The organism is Pseudomonas sp. UFMG81 (assembly GCF_015354575.1).
In the GTDB taxonomy this organism is placed as follows: domain Bacteria; phylum Pseudomonadota; class Gammaproteobacteria; order Pseudomonadales; family Pseudomonadaceae; genus Aquipseudomonas.
On sequence record NZ_JACAFQ010000003.1, the window covers coordinates 167,836 to 191,101 of the forward strand.

Sequence of the window (23,266 nt, forward strand, 5' to 3'; positions counted from 1 at the left end):
CTGGTCTATTGCTGGCCAATGCCCTGCAAATACTCCGACCGCTCGTCGCTACGCTGCGCCACACAGGTGTTCCACGCCGCCTCGAAGGCCTTGCTGCCAGGCTTTTCGGCATAGGTCTCGACCTTGCAGTCAGCATCGCGCAGCTGGGCCCAGAGTTTTTCCGCGGCATCCATCTTCGCGCTCAGCGCCGTGGCCTTGTCGTTTTCATCCGCGTACTGGTCGCGGATGCGCTGGATCAGGTCGTCGTAGGCGGCCTTCAGCTCGCGTTCGGCGGTCTGTTTGTTGTAGGCCGCGCAGGCATACCCCTGCTGGTCGGTCTCGACGTTGTCGCAGGGCGTGCTTTCTTCCTCGGCGGCCTGGGCGCCGCATGCGACGGCCAGCAGGACCAGCCATGCCATTGATTTCATCCGTTTTCTCCTGAACAGGCTGACGAATCGCAGGGATTCTCGCTCAGCCTCGGGCGCGGCGATAGTTCCCTGACGAAATGTTCATCAAAGGCTTACAAAGGCCGTTGTCGAGACTCGCTCTCATCTGCGAGGCGCAGGCCAGAGCGTGCCCTGTCGGGCTTTGACGCTTTCGGCAAACCCCCTGTCGTTTTTGCATCGGGGCGCCTCGGGCGGCAGGCATATGCTGGCCCCAAAGCGCCGGCACAAGGTTCGGCGCCAGCAAACTCGATAAAAGGGGACAGCCTGATGAGCCCAGCCGAACTTCACGCCGACAGCATCGTCATCGACGGTTTGATCATTGCCAAATGGAACCGCGAGCTGTTCGAGGACATGCGCAAGGGCGGGCTGACCGCGGCCAACTGCACGGTGTCGGTGTGGGAGGGCTTCAAGGCCACCGTCGACAACATCGCTGCCAGCCAGAAACTGATCCGCGACAACAGCGACCTGGTGATGCCAGTGCGCACCACCGCCGACATCCGCAAAGCAAAAGAGCTGGGCAAGACCGGCATCCTCTTCGGCTTCCAGAACGCCCACGCGTTCGAAGACCAGATCGCTTATGTAGACGTGTTCAAGCAGCTGGGCGTGGGCATCGTGCAGATGTGCTACAACACCCAGAACCTGGTGGGTACCGGCTGCTACGAACGTGACGGTGGGCTGTCGGGCTTCGGCCGCGAGATCGTCGCCGAGATGAACCGCGTCGGCATCATGTGCGACCTCTCGCACGTGGGCTCCAAGACCTCCGAAGAAGTCATCCTCGAATCGAAAAAGCCGGTGTGCTACTCCCACTGCCTGCCTTCCGGGCTTAAAGAACACCCGCGCAACAAGTCCGATGCAGAGCTGAAGTTCATCGCCGACCACGGCGGCTTCGTTGGCGTGACCATGTTCGCGCCGTTCCTGGCCAAGGGCATCGACTCGACCATCGACGACTACGCCGAAGCCATCGAATACACCATGAACATCGTCGGTGAAGACGCCATCGGTATCGGCACCGACTTCACCCAGGGTCACGGCCAGGACTTCTTCGAGTACCTGACCCACGACAAGGGCTACGCCCGTCGCCTGACCAACTTCGGCAAGATCATCAACCCGCTGGGTATTCGCACCGTCGGCGAATTCCCCAACCTCACCGAAACATTGCTCAAGCGCGGCCATAGCGAGCGCGTGGTGCGCAAGATCATGGGCGAAAACTGGGTAAATATCCTCAAGGACGTGTGGGGCGAGTGAGCACAGTTGGGGCCTACTGCGCGCGCCGATCGCTGCGTCAGGCCCTCACGAAAAGCTCGCCGTGCCTCGGCACTGTCTCGCTTTTCGCTTCGGCCCTTCCTTGCGCTCGACGCGCTCGCTACGGCCCCAACAGCACTCACTGCGGCTGTTTATAAAAGCAAAAGCCAAAGCGGCTTTTGATCACAAACAAAAATTTTATGGAGTTGAGTTTCCATGGCCAAGATCGCCCCGCAATTGCCAATCGAAGTCGACAGCGAGACCGGTGTCTGGACCAGCGACGCCCTGCCGATGCTCTACGTGCCGCGGCATTTCTTCGTCAACAACCACATGGGCATCGAGGAAGTACTGGGCGCCGACAAGTACGCCGAGATCCTCTACAAGGCCGGCTACAAGTCCGCCTGGCACTGGTGCGAAAAAGAAGCCGAGTGCCATGGCCTGGAAGGCGTGGCGGTGTTCGAGCACTACATGAAGCGCCTGAGCCAGCGCGGCTGGGGCCTGTTCCAGATCCAGGATATCGACCTCGACAAGGGCACCTGCAGCGTCAAGCTCAAGCACTCGGCGTTCGTGTACGTGTACGGCAAGTGCGGCCGCAAGGTCGACTACATGTTCACCGGCTGGTTCGCCGGCGCGATGGACCAGATTCTCGCTGCCCGCGGCAGCTCGATCCGCACCGTGGCCGAACAGGTCTACGGCGGGTCGGAAGAAGGCCACGAAGATGGCCTGTTCGTAACAAAGCCGTTGTAAGCCGGAGATAGCGTCATGGCCTTCGAAGCAATGTTCCAGCCGATCCAGATCGGCAAACTGACCATCCGCAACCGTGTGCTCAGCACCGCGCACGCCGAGGTGTATGCCACCGACGGCGGGATGACCACCGACCGCTATGTGAAGTACTACGAAGAGAAGGCCAAGGGCGGCATCGGCCTGGCGATCTGCGGCGGCTCGTCCGTGGTCGCCATCGACAGCCCGCAGGAATGGTGGTCGTCGGTCAACCTGTCCACCGACCGCATCATTCCGCACTTCCAGAACCTGGCTGACGCCATGCACAAGCATGGCGCCAAGATCATGATCCAGATTACCCACATGGGCCGCCGCTCGCGTTGGGACGGCTTCAACTGGCCGACGCTGATGTCGCCGTCGGGCATCCGTGAACCGGTGCACCGCGCCACCTGCAAGACCATCGAGGTGGAAGAAATCTGGCGCGTCATCGGCAACTACGCGCAAGCCGCGCGCCGGGCGAAGGAAGGCGGCCTGGATGGCGTCGAGCTGTCGGCGGTGCACCAGCACATGATCGACCAGTTCTGGAGCCCGCGGGTCAACAAGCGTACCGACGAGTGGGGCGGCACCTTCGAAGGCCGCATGAAGTTCGGCCTGGAAGTGCTCAAGGCCGTGCGCAAGGAAGTCGGTGACGACTTCTGCGTGGGCATGCGCATCTGCGGCGACGAATTCCACCCCGATGGCCTCAGCCACGAGGACATGAAGCAGATCGCCGCCTACTACGACGCCACCGGCATGCTCGACTTCATCGGCGTGGTCGGCTCGGGCTGCGACACCCACAACACCCTGGCCAACGTCATCCCCAACATGAGCTACCCGCCGGAGCCGTTCCTGCACCTGGCGGCCGGCATCAAGGAAGTGGTCAAGGTCCCGGTGCTGCACGCGCAGAACATCAAGGACCCGAACCAGGCCACGCGCATCCTGGAAGGCGGCTACGTGGACATGGTGGGCATGACCCGCGCCCACATCGCCGACCCGCACCTGATCGCCAAGATCAAGATGGGCCAGGTGGACCAGATCAAGCAGTGCGTCGGCGCCAACTATTGCATCGACCGCCAGTACCAGGGCCTGGATGTGCTGTGCATCCAGAACGCCGCCACCTCACGCGAATACATGGGCGTGCCGCACATCATCGAGAAGACCACCGGCGCCAAGCGCAAGGTGGTGATCGTTGGCGCCGGCCCGGCCGGCATGGAAGCCGCGCGGGTGGCTGCCGAACGTGGCCACGACGTCACCGTGTTCGAGAAGAAAGACCAGATCGGCGGGCAGATCACCATCGCCGCCAAGGCCCCGCAGCGCGACCAGATCGCCGGCATCACCCGCTGGTACCAGCTGGAGTTCGCCCGCCTTAAAGTCGACCTGCGCCTGGGCACCGCCGCCGACGTGGCGACCATCCAGGACCTGCGCCCGGACATCATCGTGCTGGCGGTGGGCGGGCATTCGTTCCTGGAGCAGAACGAGCACTGGGGCGCCGCCGAAGGGCTGGTGGTCAGCAGCTGGGACGTGCTCGACGGCAAGGTTGCGCCGGGCAAGAACGTGCTGGTGTACGACACCATCTGCGAATTCACCGGCATGTCGGTGGCCGACTTCATCGCCGACAAGGGCAGCCAGGTCGAGATCGTCACTGACGACATCAAGCCGGGTGTGGCCATGGGTGGCACCACCTTCCCGACCTACTACCGCAGCATGTACCCCAAGGAAGTGATCATGACCGGCGACATGATGCTGGAAAAGGTCTACCGCGAGGGTGACAAGCTGGTGGCGGTACTCGAGAACGAGTACACCGGCACCAAGGAAGAACGGGTGGTCGACCAGGTGGTGGTGGAGAACGGCGTGCGCCCCGACGAGCAGCTGTACTACGCGCTCAAGGACGGCTCACGCAACAAGGGCCAGATCGACGTCGAGGCGCTGTTCGCCATCAAGCCGCAGCCGATCCTCAGCCAGCCGGGCGAGGGCTACCTGCTGTACCGCATCGGCGACTGCGTGGCCCAGCGCAACGTGCATGCGGCGATCTACGACGCCTTGCGCCTGTGCAAGGATTTCTGATCGCACCGCCTCACTAGAGGCGGGACTGGCCCCCCTGTAGGAGCGGCCTTGTGTCGCGAAAGGGTCGCGAAGCGGCCCCAGGATCTGTGCAGCACCGCTGAGCCCTGGGGCTGCTGCGCAGCCATTTCGCGACACAAGGCCGCTCCTACAGGGGTCCGCGCTGCCCTTGGGCGTGGCGCAAGAATCCAGCTGTTGTGGGAGCCTCCCATGTTGAACACCCTTCTACCCATCCTGCTGTTCACCGCGCTCGCCCTGGCGGTGCTCGGCGCCCTGCGCCGGGTGCGCATGTGGCGGCGCGGGCGGCCGAGCAAGGTGAACCTGCTCGGTGGCCTGCTGGCCATGCCGCGGCGCTACCTGGTGGACCTGCACCACGTGGTCGAGCGTGACAAGTACATGTCCAAGACCCACGTGGCCACCGCCGGCGGCTTCGTGCTCTCGGCCGTGCTGGCGATCCTGGTGCACGGCTTTGGCCTGCACAGCAAGGTCCTCGGCTACGCGCTGCTGGTCGCCACGGTGGTCATGTTCACCGGTGCTTTGTTCGTCTTCAAACGCCGCCTCGACCCACCTGCGCGCCTGTCCAAGGGCCCGTGGATGCGCCTGCCCAAGAGCCTGCTGATGTTCGCGGCGAGCTTCTTCATCGCCACGCTGCCGGTGGCCGGCATCCTGCCCGAAGGCACCGGTGGCTGGGTGCTGGTGGCACTGCTGGGCGTTGGTGTGCTGTGGGGCGTGTCCGAGCTGTTCTTCGGTATGACCTGGGGCGGGCCGATGAAGCACGCCTTCGCCGGTGCCCTGCACCTGGCCTGGCACCGCCGCGCCGAACGCTTCGGCGGTGGCCGCTCCACCGGCCTCAAGCCGCTGGACCTGGAAGACCCGAACGCGCCGCTGGGTGTGGAAAAACCGGTCGATTTCACCTGGAACCAGTTGCTCGGTTTCGATGCCTGCGTGCAGTGCGGCAAGTGCGAAGCCATGTGCCCGGCGTTCGCCGCGGGCCAGCCGCTGAACCCGAAAAAGCTCATCCAGGACATGGTCATCGGCCTGGCCGGTGGCACCGACGCGCAGTTCGCCGGCAGCCCCTACCCCGGCAAGCCGATCGGCGAGCATGGCGGTCATCCGCACCAGCCGATCGTCAATGGCCTGGTCGACGCCGAAACCCTGTGGTCGTGCACCACCTGCCGTGCCTGCGTGGAGGAGTGCCCGATGATGATCGAGCACGTCGATGCCATCGTCGACATGCGCCGCCACCTGACCCTGGAAAAGGGCGCCACCCCGAACAAAGGCGCCGAAGTGCTGGACAACCTGATCGCCACCGACAACCCCGGCGGCTTCGCCCCCGGCGGGCGGATGAACTGGGCGGCCGACCTCAACCTGCAACTGCTCAGCGAGGTGAAGCGTACCGAAGTGCTGTTCTGGGTCGGCGATGGTGCCTTCGACATGCGCAACCAGCGCACCCTGCGTGCCTTCGTCAAAGTGCTCAAGGCCTCCGGCGTGGACTTCGCCGTGCTTGGCCTGGAGGAGCGCGATAGCGGTGACGTGGCCCGTCGCTTGGGCGATGAAGCGACCTTCCAGCAACTGGCCAAACGCAATATCCAGACCCTGGCCAAGTACCAGTTCCAGCGCATCGTCACTTGCGATCCGCACAGCTTCCATGTGTTGAAGAACGAATACGGTGCCCTCGGTGGCGACTACCAGGTTCTGCACCATAGCACCTACATCGCCGAACTGATTGCAGCCGGCAAGCTCAACCTCGGCCAGCACAAGGGCGGCAGCGTCACCTACCACGACCCGTGCTACCTGGGCCGTTACAACGGCGAGTACGAGGCCCCGCGCGATGTGCTCAAGGCCTTGGGCATCGAAGTGCGCGAGATGCAGCGCTCGGGCTTCCGTTCCCGTTGCTGCGGCGGTGGCGGCGGTGCGCCGATCACCGACATCCCCGGCAAGCAGCGTATCCCCGACATGCGCATGGACGATATCCGCGAGACCGAGGCCGAGCTGGTGGCGGTGGGTTGCCCACAGTGCACCGCGATGCTCGAAGGCGTGGTCGAACCACGCCCACAGATCAAGGACCTGGCCGAGCTGGTCGCCGACGTACTGATCGAAGACGAGGCCCCGGCGAGCGCCAAGTCGCAAGCCACTAAACGTGAACCTGCGGAGGTGCACTGATGAGCGACATCATCCGCCGCGACCCACGCGCCGAGTGGATCGCCCGTAACCGCCTGCACCCGCTGCATGCAGCGATGCAGACGCAACAAACGAGCTGGATGGGCCCCAATGGGCTGATGCGCAAGAACCCCCACGCCATCGCCGCCGGTTTTATCGGCCCCAGCGGTATCAAGCGCATCGACCGCAGCGGCGTCCAGCAGGGCACCGGTGTCGGCGGGCGGCGCACGGCGGCAGCCGAAGTGCAGCTGCCGCTGCACCAGGTGGCTGCGCCTGCGTTCTACATCGCCGTGGTGCCCGACATGGTCGGTGGCCGCCTCGGCAGCCACGACCGCGACCTGCTCGGCCTGGCCCACAGCCTGGCCGGGCATGACGGCGCGGTGCTGGCGGTGGTGTTCGGCGAACACAAGGAAAGTAACTTTTCCACAGCTGGGGTCGACCGCCTGCTGGTCATCGAGGGCGAGGCCTTCGAAGGTTATGCACCGGAGCAACTGGTCCAGGGCCTGCGCGCTGTGGATAACCAATTCGCCCCGCGTCACTGGCTGCTGCCCGATAGCCGCACCGGTGGCGGTGAACTGGGCCGACGCTTTGGCGCAGCCCTGGGCGAGCGCCCGGCGACGCGGGTGTGGCAGGTCAAGGACGGCCAATGCATCGGTCGTGCTGGCGCGGGGCAGCAGGACATCCAGCGCGACGTGCCACGGCTGATCCTGGCAGCCGCCGAATGCGCCGAGCCGGTGAGTGAAACCCGCCACGAAGCCTTGCCCGTTGAGTTGTCCACAGGCGTGGCGCGCAGCCTGTCGCGGATCGAAGACCTCGGCTCGGTGGCCGTGGACCCGGCTGCCATCGCCATGGCCGAAGCCGAGTTCATCGTCTCCGGTGGCAACGGCGTCAAGGACTGGGACCTGTACCACCAGGCCACCCAGGCCCTGGGCGCCACCGAAGGCGCCTCGCGCGTGGCGGTGGACGACGGCTTCATGCCGCGCAACCGCCAGGTTGGCGCCACCGGCACATGGGTCACGGCGCGGGTCTACGTGGCGGTGGGGATCTCCGGGGCCATTCAGCACCTGCAAGGTATCGGCGCCTGCGACAAGGTGGTGGCGATCAACATGGACCCTGGTTGCGACATGATCAAACGTGCCGACCTGTCGGTGATTGGCGACAGCTCGGCGATTCTCAAGGCACTGATCGAGGCTGTGGACAACTACCGCAGCGGCGGCCAGCGCGACGCGGCATAGGGGCAGTGAGCATGAGTACCAAAGTGATCAGCCTGGTGTCGATTGGCGCCCACCCCAGCTCCGGCCGCGCCCGCCGCGCCGAGCAGGACGCCCGCGCGGTGGAGCTGGGCTTGCAGCTGGCTGGGGATAACTTGCAGGTGGTGCATGCCGGCGACCCCCGTGAAGAGGCCCTGCGCGCCTACCTGGGCATGGGGCTGGAGCACCTGGATGTGCTGGAGCAGCCGGCAGGCGCCGATGTGCTGGGCGTGCTGGGCGATTACCTGCGCGATGCTGGCGCTCAGTTGGTGCTGACCGGCAGCCAGGCCGAAACCGGTGAAGGCTCGGGCATGTTGCCGTTCCTGCTGGCCGAGAAGCTGGGTTGGCCGCTGGTGGTCGGACTGGCCGAGGTGGAGTCGATCGAGAACGGCACCGCCCAGGTGTTGCAGGCGCTGCCACGCGGCCAGCGGCGCCGGCTGAAAGTGCGCCTGCCGTTGCTGGCGACTGTGGATAACGCCGCACCCAAGCCCCGGCAGAGCGCGTTCGGCCCCGCCCGGCGCGGGGTACTGGCAGCACGCAACGTTGCGGTGGTGGAGGATCCAGTGCTGGGCGAAGACGCCCTGCAGCCCGCCCGCCCACGCCCCAAGCGGCTCAAGGTGATAAAGGCAAAGAGCGGTGCTGACCGGATGAAGGCCGCAACGGCCAAGGCTAGTGGGGGTGGGGGCAAGGTGCTCAAGGATGTTTCTCCACAGGAAGGTGCAGAGGCCATTCTGAAGCTGTTGGTGGAGGAGGGGGTGTTGCGCTGAAAGGCGCATCGTCCGGGCCACCCCGCCAACGCGGAGCAAGTCAGAGCAAGTCACAGCGGCGAACCGCCGCTCCTACAGGTTATGCCCTTGTGGGAGAGGCGGTTGGTCGCTGCGCCTTGCCCGTGATGGGGCTTTACTGACTCTCCACTTCTCGACAAGCCATTTCCGGCTACCTCATACCTTTCCTGTGCATAACTCCCCTCATCACAGACTTCAGGCCCACCGTCTCCAAATCACGACCTCCGTTACCCACCGATTCTGTTCATCATCGTGTGGATAAAGTGTTCGCGCTTGGCTGTGGATCAGGTACCGCAAGGGTTTGCAGAGATTGATCAAAATACGAGCACGTCACTGAAACATTAAAGTAGGCGTGGGCTCCTGGTGCCCCGATCATTTGCCCACAATCCCTGTTGGTCGGCCTGTGGATAATCTGTTTGGTCTTGGCTGTATCCCTACTGCCACAAGGTATTGAATGAATTGAACAAAAAATGCTCAGGCGCCCGTGAGTCGCACTCAACACCCATGATTTCAGGGCCTGCATGCAGATATGCACAGCCGATAATGTGCTGCGTATCGTTGTTAACAAAGTCTGTTGGTGCCTCTGTGGAAAAGTTGTTCGAACACGGCTCGAGCCCATGATTTCAGGGGCTTACGAAGGATTGCTGTTTTTTTGACCAGTTTCAATGCAAGAGCTGTTGGCGAAACCTCCGCACGATCTGTGGATAAGCACAGCTTCAAGCGGCCAACACGGGGTCTGAACACCTGACATTTTTGCTAGTTATGCCTGTCCCCACCCAATGATACGGTGATGCCAGATGAGTGCAGAGTGGACTATGGGGTCCTTTTGCGCTGAGCCCCGTGCTTGAAGAGCCGATGTTAATAGAGGAAATCTTGAATGGCAGATATTAAACTCATCGCCACGGATCGTCTTCAAAGCCCAGTTGCCTATTCGGATGGGGCCGATATTGCAAACAGCGCATTTACACCTTATGGCTTTACAGTCGTGTCAGACAAATCCCCGGTCACAGGTTTTACTGGGCAATTGTGTGAGCGAGGCCAGGGCTTTTATTTGTTGGGTAATGGCAGGCGAATGTTCAACCCGGCTTTGGGGATATTTTATTCGCCGGATGTCGAGCATAGTCCATTTGGCCCGGCCGGAATAAATTATTACATGTATTGCTATGGAAATCCGGTGAGATATCATGACCGCAGTGGTCGACTTGGTGAGGATGACATAGCGCGACTACCCAGTTGGGAGATCAGTACGGACGATGCGGTTATGATTGCATCTATCGCGGCTAATACGGTTGGAGCTTTATCCCCCCTGATAGTAATTGCGAATAGCATAAGAGTTGGCGCTCTACCCTCAGCTTCAACGGCTTTTGCGTCCCTGGCAGGCTCCGTTTCTGGTTTGGTGGGTTTATATATGGATGTGAAATTTTTACTTGGGGGCAATCAGGGCGATAGCATGATGAGGCTTGCACCTCCTGTGGCTGTAGCGGTGGCAAGTCTCATTGGTATGGGCGTGGCAATGCGAAAAGATAATATCTCTTCGCAAAACAAAAAGGTCGACGCAGCGACAAGTATAGGGGCAAGTGAGTCTGTGAGCTTGACGACACTGGCTGGGCAGGAATATGAAGCGCAGAGCGCGAGAAAAAGATCTACGAACGATCTTCGTGGCGTAGGTCCCAATATCAGCCCTAAAGATCGACCTGCAACCCCAGCTGGACCAGGACGCGATATTCCAGCGGCTGGAAGATGGGGCTCTAAGTTTAGCTTTTCATTTGTTAAGCGGTAAAGACAATATCCAATATGTTTAGCAGTCGACAGCCTGGATGGATGTAGATGAGGACGGGTTATCTAACCCTTGCCCGGCAACGAAGCACAGGCAAGGGGTGATAGAGAGTTACTGTGCTTTAATTTCTTTCAAATAGGCCGCTGGCTCCGCCCCCAAATTATTCAACAACCGCTGGCTATACCAATCAATAAAGTTCACCACCCCAAACTCATAGGTCTTCGAATAAGGCCCCGGCTGATACGCCGTAGAGTTGATCCCGCGCTGGTTCTCTTCCGCCAACCGCCGGTCCTGGTCATTGGTCGCATCCCACACCTTGCGCATCTCTTCAGGGTTGTAGTCCACCCCTTCCACCGCATCCTTGTGCACCAGCCACTTGGTGGTGACCATGGTCTCCTGGGCGCTGATCGGCCACACGGTGAACACGATCATGTGGTCGCCCATGCAGTGGTTCCACGAGTGCGGCAGGTGCAGGATGCGCATCGAGCCCAGGTCGGGGTTCTGGATGCGGCCCATCAGCTTCTTGCACGCCACCTTGCCGTCCATGGTCATCGACACGGTGCCCTTGAGCAGCGGCATGCGCACGATGCGGTTACGCAGGCCGTGGCTCTTGTGCAGGTACGGGATCTTCTCGGCTTCCCAGGCGGCGGCCGAGGCGGCCACGTGGTCCTTGAATTCCTGGCTGGCGCGCGGGTCGTTGGTGTCGTCCCACTCCAGCAGGGTTTTCAACAGCTCCGGGTGCGAACCGTTGCAGTGGTAGCACTCGCGGTTGTTTTCCAGCACCAGCTTCCAGTTGGCTTTTTCCATCAAGGTGGTCTGCACCGCCACCTTGGTGTTCTCCATGTCGTACGGTTCCATGTAGTGCTCGAGGGTGGCGAGGAACTCGTCGATGGCCGGCGGGTTCTCGGCCAGGCTGATGAAGATGTAGCCACCGGCCACCTTCACGTTCACCGGCTTGAGGCCGTACTGGTTCATGTCGAAGTCGGCGCCCATCTCGGTGCCGGCGAACAGCAGGCGGCCGTCGAGCTCGTAGGTCCACTGGTGGTAGTGGCAGACCAGCTTGGCCACCTTGCCTTTGTCGCTGACGCACAGGCGCGAACCGCGGTGGCGGCAGACGTTGTGGAAGGCATGCACCTTACCTTCGGCACCGCGGATCACGATGATCGGGTTCTTGCCGATCTGCAGGGTGATGTAGTTGCCCTTGGTGGGGATCTCGCTGACCAGGCCGGCGATCAGCCATTCCTTGTGGAAGATCTCCTGCATGTCGATCTGGAACAGGCGCTCGTCGCTGTAGAACGGCTGCGGCAGCGAGTAGGTGCGCTCGCGGGTCTGCAGCATCTCGGCGGTGGCCTTGCGTGCAGGTTCCAGTGGATCGCCCAGGCTCAGGGTTGCGGTGACGTCCATCGTGTGGTCCTCGTGGCCGCGTGCGGCCGACAAAAGTGGCTAATCGTTGTTGTTTGCCGCAGGGCCGCTGCTGTGGATAAACAGCGTGTTGTTTTGCCGAGGAGTGTGCGTCCGGGAAGGGAAAAGACCATATCTACGGGCGACATGGCCGCATCGAATTCCGACGCGCCAGCCCTTGTAGCGCGGGGCTGGTCGCGATAAGCACGCCGATGTCGCGGATGGGAATGTACACAGCCCCCGGCTTGCGCATTATCGGAGCCATAAGAAAGGCCGACTGTCGGCTGCTGGAGATGAACATGTCCGATACCTTCCTCAATCCGGTCACCACCCAGACCTGGGCCAATGGCCGCCACATCGTGCGCTGCGTCAAGGTCATCCAGGAGACCTGGGACGTGCGCACCTTCTGCTTCATGGCCGACCAGCCGATCATGTTCTTCTTCAAGCCCGGGCAGTTCGTCACCCTGGAGCTGGAGATCGAAGGCCGGCCTGTGATGCGCTCCTACACCATCTCCAGTTCGCCGTCGGTACCCTACAGCTTCTCGATCACCGTCAAGCGCGTGCCGGGTGGGTTGGTATCGAACTTCCTCCACGACACCATGCACGAAGGTGCCGAGCTGCCGGTGCACGGGCCGGTAGGGCTGTTCAACGCCATCGACTTCCCGGCGGGCAAGGTGCTGTACCTGTCCGGGGGCGTCGGTATCACCCCGGTGATGTCCATGGCCCGCTGGTTCTACGACACCAACGCCAACGTCGACATGGTGTTCGTGCACAGCGCCCGCTCACCGAAAGACATCATCTACCACCGCGAGCTGGAGCAGATGGCCTCGCGCATCCCCAACTTCAGCCTGCACATCATCTGCGAGAAGCACGGGCTGGGTGAGCCCTGGGCGGGCTATCGCGGTTACCTCAACCAGCGGCTGATGGAACTGATCGCCCCGGACTACCTGGAACGCACCATCTTCTGCTGCGGCCCCACGCCCTACATGAGCGCGGTCAAACGCATGCTCGAAGCGGTCGGCTTCGACATGAAGAACTACCACGAGGAATCGTTCGGCGCGACGCCAGCGGAGGCCAAGGCCGATGCCGTGGAGCACGCGGAAGCGGCGGCCGATGCGCCGGAACTGGATGCGGCCGACCTCAACCTGGTGGAGTTCGTCGGCAGCGACAAGAGCATCCGCGTGGCACCGGGCGAGACCGTGCATGCGGCGGCGGCGAAGGTCGGGCTGATGATCCCCAAGGCTTGCGGCATGGGTATCTGCGGCACCTGCAAAGTGCTCAAGCTGGGCGGCGAGGTGGAGATGGAGCACAACGGCGGGATCACCGAAGAGGACGAAGCCGAGGGCTACATCCTGTCGTGCTGCAGCGTGCCGAAAGGGGATGTGCGGATCGAGTATTGATCTGACATTCAAGTGCCTGGGGCTGCTGCGCAGCCCTTTCGCCGCGGTTCGTCGCCACGGCAAGCCGGCTCCACCTGGCGGCTCGCATAAATCCTGTAGGAGCGGCCTTGTGTCGCGAAAGGGCCGCANAGCGGCCCCAGCGATTGATCGTGCGACACGAAAGAATGGGGCCGCTCTGCGGCCCTTTCGCGACACAAGGCCGCTCCTACAGAGAGTGTGCAACCCCATACAGTGTGGGAGCCGGCTTGCCGGCGATGAACCGCAACGCGGTCCTGGCGGCATGGGCGCCTGATATTTTTGCCAGTTTCACTGCCGCGGCATCGCTGCCAAGCTTCAGAGGGAATCCCTGACCAAGGCAGTGGCCAATGCCAACCTACCTGCTTGCTTGTGACCGACAGACCAGCCCCATCAACGGTGGTGGGTTTCCTGGCCGCCGCTATACGGCCTACGGTGCATTAGCGTCACCGATCGGCCCGATGACAGGTTTCTGTGGGCAGCCTCGCGATGCGCGCATGGATCGCTATCCATTGGGCAATGGGCACCGCTGGTACAACCCGGTGTTGATGCGCTTCCACGAAGCGGATGCGCTCAGCCCGTTTGCGGAAGGTGGCATCAACGCCTACATGTATTGTGCGGGTGATCCCGTAAACCATGTGGATCCATCAGGGCGCTTCATTCTCGCTTTGTTGGGTCACACAACCGGTTATCTATCGAGCGTTGTGACCGCTACTGGGGCTTTCAACCGTGTTGCGCTTCAGGTCGTAGAGCGCAAAGTAAGCGAGAAGAATGGACTGCAGCCACAAGTTGTACCCCTGAAGACCCGTGTGGGAAATGTCCTTCAGTTTTTGGGGGCAGGCGCATTCGGAACCATTGGCAGGAGTATGGGCCTGGTCAATGGTCTAGCCGGTTCACCCACTGACGCTCCTGGGTATGTCAACAGCATTGCCAATGCTGCCAGTAGCGCCTCAATCGCGGGGGGCGGCGCTATGCTGACACAAAAGGTGTTTTCCGACTGGCTTGCCAAGACCCGCTATGAGGGTATCTCTACCCTTGCAGTGATTGCAGAGACACTTTACGAAGTCACAGGCATGGCGCTGATAGCTGAGGCACCTTCCCACGTTTATCGCAAGCCGGGTACTACAATGGCCAGGTTCTGGGGCCCATCATCTACTGTGCGTGACGACAATTTGGTTTGATCGCCCCACTGCTGTGTGGGGCGTGAGCGCGGCGCCAGTGCTAAGGCGATTGGTGCGGATAAAGGGGCGTGGTGCCCCTTGTATCAGGCGGTCACGTCCGGAACCTCGCCACCAGCCCACTCAAGTCCACCGCCAACCGCGATAGTTCCGCACTCGCCGCGCTGGTCTGGTGCGCGCCGGTAGCGCTCTGCACCGACAGGTCGTTGATGTTCACCAGGTTGCGGTCCACCTCGCGGGCCACCTGGGCCTGTTCCTCGGCGGCACTGGCGATCACCAGGTTGCGCTCGTTGATCTGCGCCACCGCACCGGCGATGGTGTCCAGCGCCAGGCCCGCGCCACGGGCGATGTTCAACGTCGATTCGGCGCGTTCGGTGCTGGTGCGCATCGAGTCCACCGCCTGCTCGGTGCCGCCCTGGATGCTGCCGATCATCCGTTCGATCTCGCTGGTGGACTGCTGGGTGCGGTGGGCCAGGGCGCGCACCTCGTCGGCGACCACGGCAAAACCACGGCCCGCCTCGCCGGCGCGGGCAGCCTCGATGGCGGCGTTGAGCGCCAGCAGGTTGGTCTGGTCGGCCAGGCCACGGATCACGTCCAGCACCTTGCCGATATCGCGCGACTGCTCGGCCAGGTGGGTGATCAGCTTGGCGGTGGCCTGCACGTCGCCACTCATGCGCTCGATGGCGCCTACGGTTTCCAGTACCAGGTCACGGCCATCGCCGGCCGAACGGCTGGCTTCGCTGGAGGCTTCCGAGGTGCTCACCGCATTGCGCGCCACTTCCTCGACCGCGCTGGTCATCTCGGTGACGGCGGTGGCGGCCTGTTCGATCTCGTTGTTCTGCTGTTGCAGGCCACGGGCGCTTTCGTCGGTGACGCTGTTCAGCTCTTCGGCGGCCGAGGCCAGCTGGGTGGCGGAGCCGGCGATCAGCTGCAGGGTGTCGCGCAGCTTGTCCTGCATCTTGGCCATGGCCTGCAACAGGCGCGCAGCTTCATCGGTGCCGTCGGGGCGGATGCTGTGGGTGAGGTCGCCTTCGGCGATCTGCTCGGCGGCCTTGAGTGCTTCGTCGATGGGCTTGACGATGCTGCGGGTCAGCAGGAAGGCGAACAGCAGGGTCAGCACCGTGGCGGCGACCAGCAGGCTGATCACCAGGGTGAAGGCGCCGCTGTACTGGTCGGCGGCCTGCTGGTTGGTGGCGCTGGTCTGCTCGGTGTTGATGCGCACCAGGGTGTCCATGACCTTGTTGACCTGCTCGGAGTTGTTCAGCAGGTCGCGGTTGAGCAGGTCGCGCAGGGCGTCCAGGTCGCCGGCCTGGCTCAGGCTGCGCATGCGCCCTTCGAGCTGGCGGTACTGGTTGAGCAACTGGCCGTACTGGTCGAAGGCGGCCTGCTCGTCGGCGGCGCTGATCAACGGCTCGTAGGCGCGGCGGGCCGTGTCGATCTGCGCGTTGCGCTCGTCGAGCAGGCGCAGGGTGTCCTGCTGGGTGGCCGGCTCGCGGTTGAGCAGCAGGCGGTAGGAGAGGGTGCGCAGGCGCAGGTTGAGGGCGGTCAGCTCGTCGAGGGTCTTGATGCTGGGCACGCTGATCTCTTCGATGGTCACCCCGGCCTGGCGGATGTTGCCCATCTGGATCAGCGAGAAGATACCCAGGGCGAGCATCAGCACGCCGATCACCGAGAACCCGAGCAGCGCGCGCGGGGCGATATTCATGTTGCGTAGGGACATGGAAGCGGTTTCCAGGGCAGAAGGGGGCCGCGATCCCTGCGGCGAAATGGGACTTGCCGGCGTATCGGTCGTGACCGGCCAGTCTTGATAGTGGCACGGCAAAATTGTGAGCCAGCTAACGAAATACCTGACAGGCGGTTGATCCAGGCCGGAACAAGGGCGCCGAACACCGGTCAACCTGAGCAGGTAAAAACCTTTTGAATCCGATATTTAATGGCGAGGGCGCAGGTTTTTCCTTATCGTGTGCGCCCTTTGCAACAACCCGAGATAGACGCATGTTGGAAACGTCCCTGAATCAACTCGAGCAACTGGTCACCGACCTGATGCACAAGAACGCGCAACTGGCTGAACAGAACGCCAGCCTCAGCCAGGAACTGGCCCAGGCCAAGGAAGAGAACGACAGCCTGCAGTTGTCGCTGATGGAGCAGGAAGAGAAGCACGGCGCCACTGCCGCGCGTATCCAGGCCCTGGTCGAGCGCGCCAGCGCCGGTGTCGTGAACGCATGAGACTGCAAGCGCAGCCGGTCAATGTCGTGTCGATCCTCGGCAACGACTATTCGCTGAAGGCCCCCGAGGGCCAGGAAGAAACCCTGAACCAGGCCGTGCGCATGCTCAACGTCGCCCTGGCCGAGACCAAGCGCAACTACCCGACCCTGATCGGCGACAAGTTGCTGGTGCTGGCCGCGTTGAACCTGTGCTCCAAGCAGATCGAGCTGCAGCGCGAGCACGCGCAAACCCTCGAGCGCACCCAGGCGCAGATCGACGCCACCGTCGATGCCATCAGCCGCACTATCGGCGAGGCCTGAACATCTCGGAGCTGCTCTGAATGGGTGGCTCCAACACTTTCTTGAAGCATTTCATGACCCTGTGGGAGCTGGCTGGCCAGCGATGGCGTCGGTGCATTCACCACCGCCATCGCTGGCAAGCCAGCTCCCACAGGGTCATTTGCTTTGTACAAGACTTGTGGATTGATCGAATACATAGGTGTATACACTTTCCCCAAAACAATAATTACCCGGGGAAAAGGGCATGCGTATCTGGCGGCGGAGTATCCAGTGGCAATTGATTGCAAGCATGGGCGCAGCCCTGCTGGCGAGCATCCTGGTGGTGGTGGCCATCTACACGGTGGCGGTCAACCGCCTCACTGAGCGCTACCTGGTCGACACGGCGCTGCCGGCCAGCATCGAGGCGATCCGCAACGACATCGAGCGCATGCTCGGCCGCCCGCTGGTGGCGGCGGCGGACATCGCCGGCAACACCCTGCTGCGCGACTGGCTGGCGGACGGTGAGAACCCCGCCGAGCTGCCGCGCTTCATCGAATACCTCGACGCCGCCAAGCAGCGTAACCAGGCCTTCACCACGTTGTTTGCCTCCACCGTCAGTGGCAACTACTACAACGAGAAAGGCCTGGACCGCACCCTCAGCCGCGCCAACCCCAAGGACAAATGGTTCTACGGCTACATCGACAGCGGCGCCCAGCGCATGCTCAACATCGACATCGACGGCTCCACCGGCGAGCTGGCGCTGTTCATCGACTACCGCGTGGAGAAGGCCGGCCAGCTGGTCGGCGTGGCGGGCATGGGCTTGCGCATGACCGAGCTGTCGCAGCTGATCCACGACTTCAGTTTCGGCGAGCACGGCAAGGTGTTCCTGGTGCGCAACGACGGTTTGATCCAGGTGCACCCGGACCAGCAGTTCAGCGGCAAGCGCCAGCTCGCCGAACAGCTCGACGCCGACGCGGCCAAGGCTGTGATGAGCGGTGGCCAGGGCCTGCGCAGCAGCCGCTTCAGCCGCGACGGTGAAACCTACCTGGCCTTGGGCCTGCCCCTGCGTGACCTCAACTGGACCCTGGTGGCCGAAGTGCCGGAGGCCGAGATCTACGCGCAGATGCGCCAGGCCGTCTGGCTGACCAGCCTGATCGGCGGTGGCGTGGCCCTGATTTCATTGCTGCTGGTGGTGCTGCTGGCGCGCGGGCTGGTGCGGCCGATCCGCCAGGTCACCGCCGCACTGGTGCAGATCGGCAGCGGCGCGGGCGACCTCAGCCATCGCCTGGACGATTCGCGCCAGGACGAGCTGGGCGACTTGGCCCGGGGTTTCAACCGCTTCCTCGACAGCCAGCGCGATCTGATCGGCGAGGTGCTGCGCACCACCGAACGCCTGCATCGCTCGGTCGAGCAGGTGACGCAGGTGGTGGACAACACCGCCGAACGTTCGGGCCGCCAGCAGGAGATGACCGAAATGGTCGCCACGGCGGTGCATGAGATGGGCCTGACCGTCCAGGACATCGCCCAGAACGCAGGTTCGGCCGCCGAAGCGTCGCAGTCGGCGCGCGACGAAGCCGTGCAGGCGCGCGAGGTGGTGCGCCGGTCGATCCACAACATCGAAGGCATGTCTGGCGAGATCGGCAAGGCCGCCGATGCGGTCAGCCAGTTGGCCGACGAAGTCGCCTCGATCGATGAAGTATTAGCGGTGATCCGCAGCATTTCCGAACAGACCAACCTGCTGGCGCTCAACGCTGCCATCGAAGCGGCACGGGCCGGCGAGATGGGTCGCGGCTTTGCCGTGGTCGCCGACGAGGTACGCACCCTGGCGCGGCGCACCCAGGTGTCCACCGACGAAGTGCAGCAGATGATCCAGCGCCTCAAGCACGGCGCGGGTACGGCGGTGTCGTCGATGCAGGCGGGGCAGCAGGCGACCGGTAACGGGGTCGAGTCGAGCCAGCTGACCGGCGCGTCGCTGGGGGCGATCACCGACCAGGTGGAGCAGATCAGCGACATGAACCACCAAGTGGCCACGGCGACCGAAGAGCAGTCCGCGGTGACCGAGGAGATCAACCGCACGGTGCAGGGGATATCCGACTTGGCGCGGCAGACGGCGGCCGAAGTGCAAGGCTGCCGGGAGGAGTGCCAGGCGTTGCGCGGGTTGGCCGATGACCTGGCGCGGCAGATGGGTGGGTTCAGGCTTTAATCGTAGGCGAGCGCTTTGCGCTCGTTTCGCCGGCAAGCCGGCTCCCACTTTGGCGTTTACACGCCCTCTGTAGGAGCGGCCTTGCCGGGGCGCCGGACCGATCGGAATGGGCCGCAGAGCGGCCCCGGCGATCTTGAGGTGTAATCGGGATCCTGGGGGCGCTGCGCACCCCTTTCGCGACACAAGGCCGCTCCTACAGGTGACGTGCAAGCTTCAGGGTGAGCTTGCCGGCGATTGCGATGGGTCAGGCGCCGAAGATGCCGCGGATATCTGCCGCCAGCTCACGCACCCGCGCTTCTTCGGTATCCCACGAGCACATGAACCGCGCCCCGCCGCTCCCGATGAAGGTATAGAAGCGCCAGCCCTTGTTGCGCAGCGCCTCGATCGCATACTCCGGCATCTGCAGGAACACCCCGTTGGCCTCCACCGGGAACATCAGCTCGACGCCCGGCAGGTCGCTGACCAGCGACGCCAGCAGCTGCGCGCAGTGGTTGGCATGCTGGCCATGGCGCATCCAGGCACCGTCCTCGAGCAACCCCACCCACGGCGCCGACAAGAAGCGCATCTTCGAGGCCAACTGGCCGGCCTGCTTGCAGCGGTAGTCGAAGTCCTCGGCCAGGGCGCGGTTGAAGAACAGGATCGCCTCGCCCACCGCCATGCCGTTCTTGGTGCCGCCAAAGCACAGCACATCGACGCCGGCTTTCCAGGTCAGCTCTGCCGGCGAGCAGCCGAGGAAGGCGCAGGCGTTGGTGAAACGCGCGCCGTCCATGTGCAGGTTCAGGCCCAGCTCTTTACAGGTGGTGCTGATCGCCTTGAGCTCGTCGGGGCGGTACACCGTGCCCACTTCGGTGGCTTGGGTGAGGGTCACCACGCGCGGCTTGGGGTAGTGGATGTCCTGGCGCTTGAGCGCCACTTCGCGGATCGACTCGGGCGTCAGTTTGCCGTTGACGCTGGCGGCGGTGAGCAGTTTGGAGCCGTTGGAGAAGAACTCCGGCGCGCCGCATTCATCGGTCTCGACGTGGGCGGTCTCGGAGCAGATCACGCTGTGGTAGCTCTGGCACAGCGAGGCCAAAGCCAGGGAGTTGGCGGCGGTGCCGTTGAAGGCGAAGAACACTTCGCAGTCGGTCTCGAACAGCTTGCGGAAGTATTCCGAGGCGCGCTCGGTCCACTGGTCGTCGCCGTAGGCGCGTTCGTGGCCGTGGTTGGCCTTTTCCATCGCGGCCCAGGCTTCGGGGCAGATGCCGGAGTAGTTGTCGCTGGCGAATTGCTGGTTGTTGTCGGTCATGACACCTGTCCTTTTTACGACGCAAGGACGCACTCTAAACCATCGATTCGGGGGTTGCCTATACAAGCCGAAACCTGTCCCGGCCCTTTCGCGGGCAAGCCCGCTCCCACAGGTTTGTCACTGCCTCTGGGTGCAGCGCCGTACCTGTGGGAGCGGGCTTGCCCGCGAAGGGGCCATCTATGCCGCTGGAGCAATGTCGTAAACGCGCCATTGCAAGGCGCGCGCAGGCATCTGTGTGCCCCGGCCCGGTCATACCATCGCTGCAAAGGGTGACAAGTCCCTCTACAGACAAGAAACGATCGCTGCCGGGAGATACACGATGTTCAGCAAGCAAGACCAGATCCAGGGTTACGACGACGCACTGCTGGCGGCGATGAATGCCGAGGAGCAGCGCCAGGAAGATCACATCGAGCTGATCGCCTCGGAGAACTACACCAGCAAGCGCGTGATGCAGGCCCAGGGCAGCGGCCTCACCAACAAATACGCCGAAGGCTACCCGGGCAAGCGCTACTACGGTGGCTGCGAGCACGTCGACAAGGTCGAAGCGCTGGCCATCGAGCGCGCCAAGCAGCTGTTCGGCGCCGACTACGCCAACGTCCAGCCGCACTCCGGCTCCTCGGCCAACAGCGCCGTGTACCTGGCCCTGCTGCAAGCGGGCGACACCATCCTGGGCATGAGCCTGGCCCACGGCGGCCACCTGACCCACGGCGCCAAGGTGTCTTCGTCGGGCAAGCTGTACAACGCCGTGCAGTACGGCATCAACACCGACACCGGCCTGATCGACTACGACGAAGTCGAGCGCCTGGCCGTCGAGCACAAGCCGAAGATGATCGTCGCTGGTTTCTCGGCCTACTCGAAAACCCTCGATTTCCCACGCTTCCGGCAGATCGCCGACAAGGTTGGCGCGCTGCTGTTCGTCGACATGGCCCACGTTGCCGGCCTGGTCGCCGCTGGCCTGTACCCGAACCCGATCCCGTTCGCCGATGTGGTCACCACCACCACCCACAAGACCCTGCGCGGTCCGCGTGGCGGCCTGATCCTGGCCAAGAGCAACGAAGAGATCGAAAAGAAGCTCAACGCCGCAGTATTCCCCGGCGCCCAGGGCGGCCCGCTGATGCACGTGATCGCCGCCAAGGCGGTGTGCTTCAAGGAAGCGCTGGAGCCTGGCTTCAAGGCCTACCAGAAACAAGTCATCGAAAACGCCCAGGCCATGGCCCAGGTGTTCATCGACCGTGGCTACGACGTGGTCTCGGGCGGCACCGACAACCACCTGTTCCTGGTCAGCCTGATCCGCCAGGGCCTGACCGGCAAGGATGCCGACGCCGCCCTGGGCCGCGCGCATATCACCGTCAACAAGAACGCCGTACCGAACGATCCGCAGTCGCCGTTCGTCACCTCCGGCCTGCGCATCGGTACCCCGGCTGTCACCACCCGTGGCTTCAAGGTGGCCCAGTGCGTGGCCCTGGCCGGCTGGATCTGCGATGTGCTGGACAACCTCGGCGACGCTGACGTCGAAGCCGATGTGGCCAAGAACGTCGCCGCCCTGTGCGCAGACTTCCCTGTTTACCGCTGAGTGGAGTAAACGACCATGCAACGCTACTCGGGCTTCGGCCTCTTCAAACACTCCCTCAGCCACCACGAGAACTGGCAGCGCATGTGGCGCACGCCGACCCCTAAAAAAGTCTACGACGTGGTCATCGTCGGCGGTGGCGGCCATGGCCTGGCCACCGCCTACTACCTGGCCAAGGAGCACGGCATCACCAACGTGGCGGTGATCGAGAAGGGTTACCTGGGCGGCGGCAACACCGCCCGCAATACCACCATCGTGCGTTCCAACTACCTGTGGGACGAGTCAGCGCACCTGTACGAACACGCCATGAAGTTGTGGGAAGGGCTGTCCCAGGACATCAACTACAACGTGATGTTCTCCCAGCGCGGCGTGTACAACCTGTGCCACACCTTGCAGGACATTCGTGACTCCGAGCGCCGGGTGAGTGCCAACCGGCTCAATGGCGTCGATGGTGAGCTGCTCAATACTGCCCAGGTCGCGGCCGAGATCCCCTACCTGGACTGCTCGAAGAACACCCGCTACCCGATCCTCGGCGCCACCGTGCAGCGCCGTGGTGGCGTGGCCCGTCACGACGCCGTGGCCTGGGGTTACGCCCGTGCCGCCGACGCCCTGGGCGTGGACCTGATCCAGCAGACCGAGGTGATTGGTTTCCGCAAAGAGAACGGCGCCGTGATCGGCGTGGAAACCAACAAAGGCTTCATCGGCGCCAAGCGCGTCGGCGTGGTCACCGCCGGTAACTCCGGGCACATGGCCCGGCTTGCGGGCTTCCGCCTGCCGCTGGAGTCGCACCCGCTGCAAGCGCTGGTATCCGAACCGATCAAACCAATCATCGACAGCGTGATCATGTCCAACGCCGTGCACGGCTACATCAGCCAGTCCGACAAGGGCGACCTGGTGATCGGCGCCGGTATCGACGGCTGGGTCGGCTACGGCCAGCGCGGTTCGTACCCGGTGATCGAGCACACCCTGCAAGCCATCGTCGAGATGTTCCCCAACCTCTCGCGGGTGCGCATGAACCGCCAGTGGGGTGGCATCGTCGACACCTCGCCGGACGCCTGCCCGATCATCACCAAGACCCCGGTCAAGAACATGTTCTTCAACTGCGGCTGGGGCACCGGCGGCTTCAAGGCGACCCCGGGCTCGGGCCACGTCTTCGCCGCAAGCCTGGCCAAGGGCGAAATGCACCCACTGGCCGCGCCGTTCTCCATGGACCGTTTCTACAACGGCGCACTGATCGACGAACACGGCGCCGCCGCCGTCGCCCACTAACCG

The 23,266-nt window shown here is 63.2% G+C and carries 18 protein-coding genes and 2 pseudogenes; 15 read left to right on the plus strand and 5 right to left on the minus strand.

Going from position 1 to position 23,266, the window contains the following annotated elements; genetic code table 11:
* Nucleotides 1-5: 5 nt before the first annotated feature.
* Nucleotides 6-407, minus strand: a complete 402-nt coding sequence (locus IX761_RS03840; RefSeq protein WP_194788299.1) for a lysozyme inhibitor LprI family protein — start codon at nucleotides 405-407, stop codon at nucleotides 6-8.
* 285 nt (nucleotides 408-692) lie between these two features.
* Here IX761_RS03840 and IX761_RS03845 point away from each other — a divergent pair, with 285 nt between their 5' ends.
* The 7 genes from IX761_RS03845 (at nucleotide 693) to IX761_RS03875 (ending at nucleotide 10,462) form a co-directional block, all read left to right on the plus strand.
* Nucleotides 693-1,670, plus strand: coding sequence for a dipeptidase (locus IX761_RS03845; protein WP_194788300.1), 978 nt, complete (start codon nucleotides 693-695; stop codon nucleotides 1,668-1,670).
* A gap of 213 nt (nucleotides 1,671-1,883) precedes the next feature.
* Entirely contained in the window at nucleotides 1,884-2,414 is a 531-nt protein-coding gene (locus IX761_RS03850) for a DUF5943 domain-containing protein (RefSeq protein WP_028688448.1), read from the plus strand.
* A gap of 15 nt (nucleotides 2,415-2,429) precedes the next feature.
* Nucleotides 2,430-4,490, plus strand: coding sequence for a dimethylglycine demethylation protein DgcA (gene dgcA / locus IX761_RS03855; RefSeq protein ID WP_194788301.1), 2,061 nt, complete (start codon nucleotides 2,430-2,432; stop codon nucleotides 4,488-4,490).
* A 207-nt stretch (nucleotides 4,491-4,697) separates the two neighbouring features.
* On the plus strand, nucleotides 4,698-6,650 hold the full coding sequence (dgcB, locus tag IX761_RS03860) for a dimethylglycine demethylation protein DgcB (protein WP_194788302.1): 1,953 nt from the start codon (nucleotides 4,698-4,700) through the stop codon (nucleotides 6,648-6,650).
* Nucleotides 6,650-7,882, plus strand: a complete 1,233-nt coding sequence (locus IX761_RS03865; RefSeq protein ID WP_194788303.1) for an electron transfer flavoprotein subunit alpha/FixB family protein — start codon at nucleotides 6,650-6,652, stop codon at nucleotides 7,880-7,882. Before dgcB ends, IX761_RS03865 begins: the two co-directional genes overlap by 1 nt.
* Nucleotides 7,883-7,893: 11 nt before the next feature.
* Entirely contained in the window at nucleotides 7,894-8,664 is a 771-nt protein-coding gene (locus IX761_RS03870; protein WP_194788304.1) for an electron transfer flavoprotein subunit beta, read from the plus strand.
* Nucleotides 8,665-9,559: 895 nt separating this feature from the next.
* Nucleotides 9,560-10,462, plus strand: coding sequence for an RHS repeat-associated core domain-containing protein (locus tag IX761_RS03875; protein ID WP_194788305.1), 903 nt, complete (start codon nucleotides 9,560-9,562; stop codon nucleotides 10,460-10,462).
* A gap of 108 nt (nucleotides 10,463-10,570) precedes the next feature.
* Here the strand turns inward: IX761_RS03875 and gbcA are convergent, their stop codons facing one another.
* Nucleotides 10,571-11,863, minus strand: coding sequence for a glycine-betaine demethylase subunit GbcA (gene gbcA / locus IX761_RS03880; RefSeq protein WP_194788306.1), 1,293 nt, complete (start codon nucleotides 11,861-11,863; stop codon nucleotides 10,571-10,573).
* A gap of 296 nt (nucleotides 11,864-12,159) precedes the next feature.
* Here gbcA and gbcB point away from each other — a divergent pair, with 296 nt between their 5' ends.
* Both gbcB and IX761_RS03890 read left to right on the plus strand, forming a co-directional pair.
* Nucleotides 12,160-13,260, plus strand: coding sequence for a glycine-betaine demethylase subunit GbcB (gbcB, locus tag IX761_RS03885; protein WP_194788307.1), 1,101 nt, complete (start codon nucleotides 12,160-12,162; stop codon nucleotides 13,258-13,260).
* Nucleotides 13,261-13,625: 365 nt separating this feature from the next.
* Nucleotides 13,626-14,456: an RHS repeat-associated core domain-containing protein gene (locus IX761_RS03890; protein WP_194788308.1), complete on the plus strand. Its 831-nt coding sequence runs from the start codon at nucleotides 13,626-13,628 to the stop codon at nucleotides 14,454-14,456.
* Nucleotides 14,457-14,547: 91 nt separating this feature from the next.
* On the opposite strand, the gene IX761_RS27495 is transcribed toward IX761_RS03890, so the two are convergent.
* Both IX761_RS27495 and IX761_RS27500 read right to left on the minus strand, forming a co-directional pair.
* Complete coding sequence (locus IX761_RS27495) at nucleotides 14,548-15,420, minus strand: methyl-accepting chemotaxis protein (protein ID WP_416366758.1); 873 nt, start codon at nucleotides 15,418-15,420, stop codon at nucleotides 14,548-14,550.
* Nucleotides 15,403-16,173 (minus strand): annotated as a pseudogene (locus IX761_RS27500) (MCP four helix bundle domain-containing protein); the annotation flags it as partial. The pseudogene IX761_RS27500 and the gene IX761_RS27495, both read right to left, overlap by 18 nt.
* A 275-nt stretch (nucleotides 16,174-16,448) precedes the next feature.
* Between IX761_RS27500 and IX761_RS03900 the strand changes: the two are divergent.
* From IX761_RS03900 to IX761_RS27510, 4 genes and pseudogenes are all read left to right on the plus strand, one after another.
* Entirely contained in the window at nucleotides 16,449-16,679 is a 231-nt protein-coding gene (locus IX761_RS03900; RefSeq protein WP_194788310.1) for a hypothetical protein, read from the plus strand.
* Nucleotides 16,676-16,978 carry a cell division protein ZapA gene (locus IX761_RS03905; RefSeq protein ID WP_194788311.1) on the plus strand — a complete coding sequence of 101 codons (303 nt, stop codon included), beginning with the start codon at nucleotides 16,676-16,678 and terminating at the stop codon, nucleotides 16,976-16,978. The genes IX761_RS03900 and IX761_RS03905 overlap by 4 nt, the downstream gene beginning before the upstream one ends.
* Before the next feature lie 268 nt (nucleotides 16,979-17,246).
* Nucleotides 17,247-18,278, plus strand: a pseudogene (locus tag IX761_RS27505) (cache domain-containing protein); the annotation flags it as partial.
* Nucleotides 18,279-18,410: 132 nt separating this feature from the next.
* The gene (locus IX761_RS27510; RefSeq protein ID WP_416366759.1) at nucleotides 18,411-19,139 is read left to right on the plus strand and encodes a methyl-accepting chemotaxis protein; all 729 of its coding nucleotides are present in this window, start codon (nucleotides 18,411-18,413) and stop codon (nucleotides 19,137-19,139) included.
* 244 nt (nucleotides 19,140-19,383) lie between these two features.
* Here IX761_RS27510 and IX761_RS03915 read toward each other — a convergent pair whose 3' ends face one another.
* Entirely contained in the window at nucleotides 19,384-20,424 is a 1,041-nt protein-coding gene (locus IX761_RS03915) for a low specificity L-threonine aldolase (RefSeq protein ID WP_194788313.1), read from the minus strand.
* A gap of 319 nt (nucleotides 20,425-20,743) precedes the next feature.
* Here IX761_RS03915 and IX761_RS03920 point away from each other — a divergent pair, with 319 nt between their 5' ends.
* Both IX761_RS03920 and IX761_RS03925 read left to right on the plus strand, forming a co-directional pair.
* Complete coding sequence (locus IX761_RS03920; protein ID WP_194788314.1) at nucleotides 20,744-21,997, plus strand: serine hydroxymethyltransferase; 1,254 nt, start codon at nucleotides 20,744-20,746, stop codon at nucleotides 21,995-21,997.
* Between the two features lie 15 nt (nucleotides 21,998-22,012).
* Nucleotides 22,013-23,263: a sarcosine oxidase subunit beta family protein gene (locus tag IX761_RS03925; RefSeq protein ID WP_194788315.1), complete on the plus strand. Its 1,251-nt coding sequence runs from the start codon at nucleotides 22,013-22,015 to the stop codon at nucleotides 23,261-23,263.
* The last annotated feature ends 3 nt before the right edge of the window (nucleotides 23,264-23,266 follow it).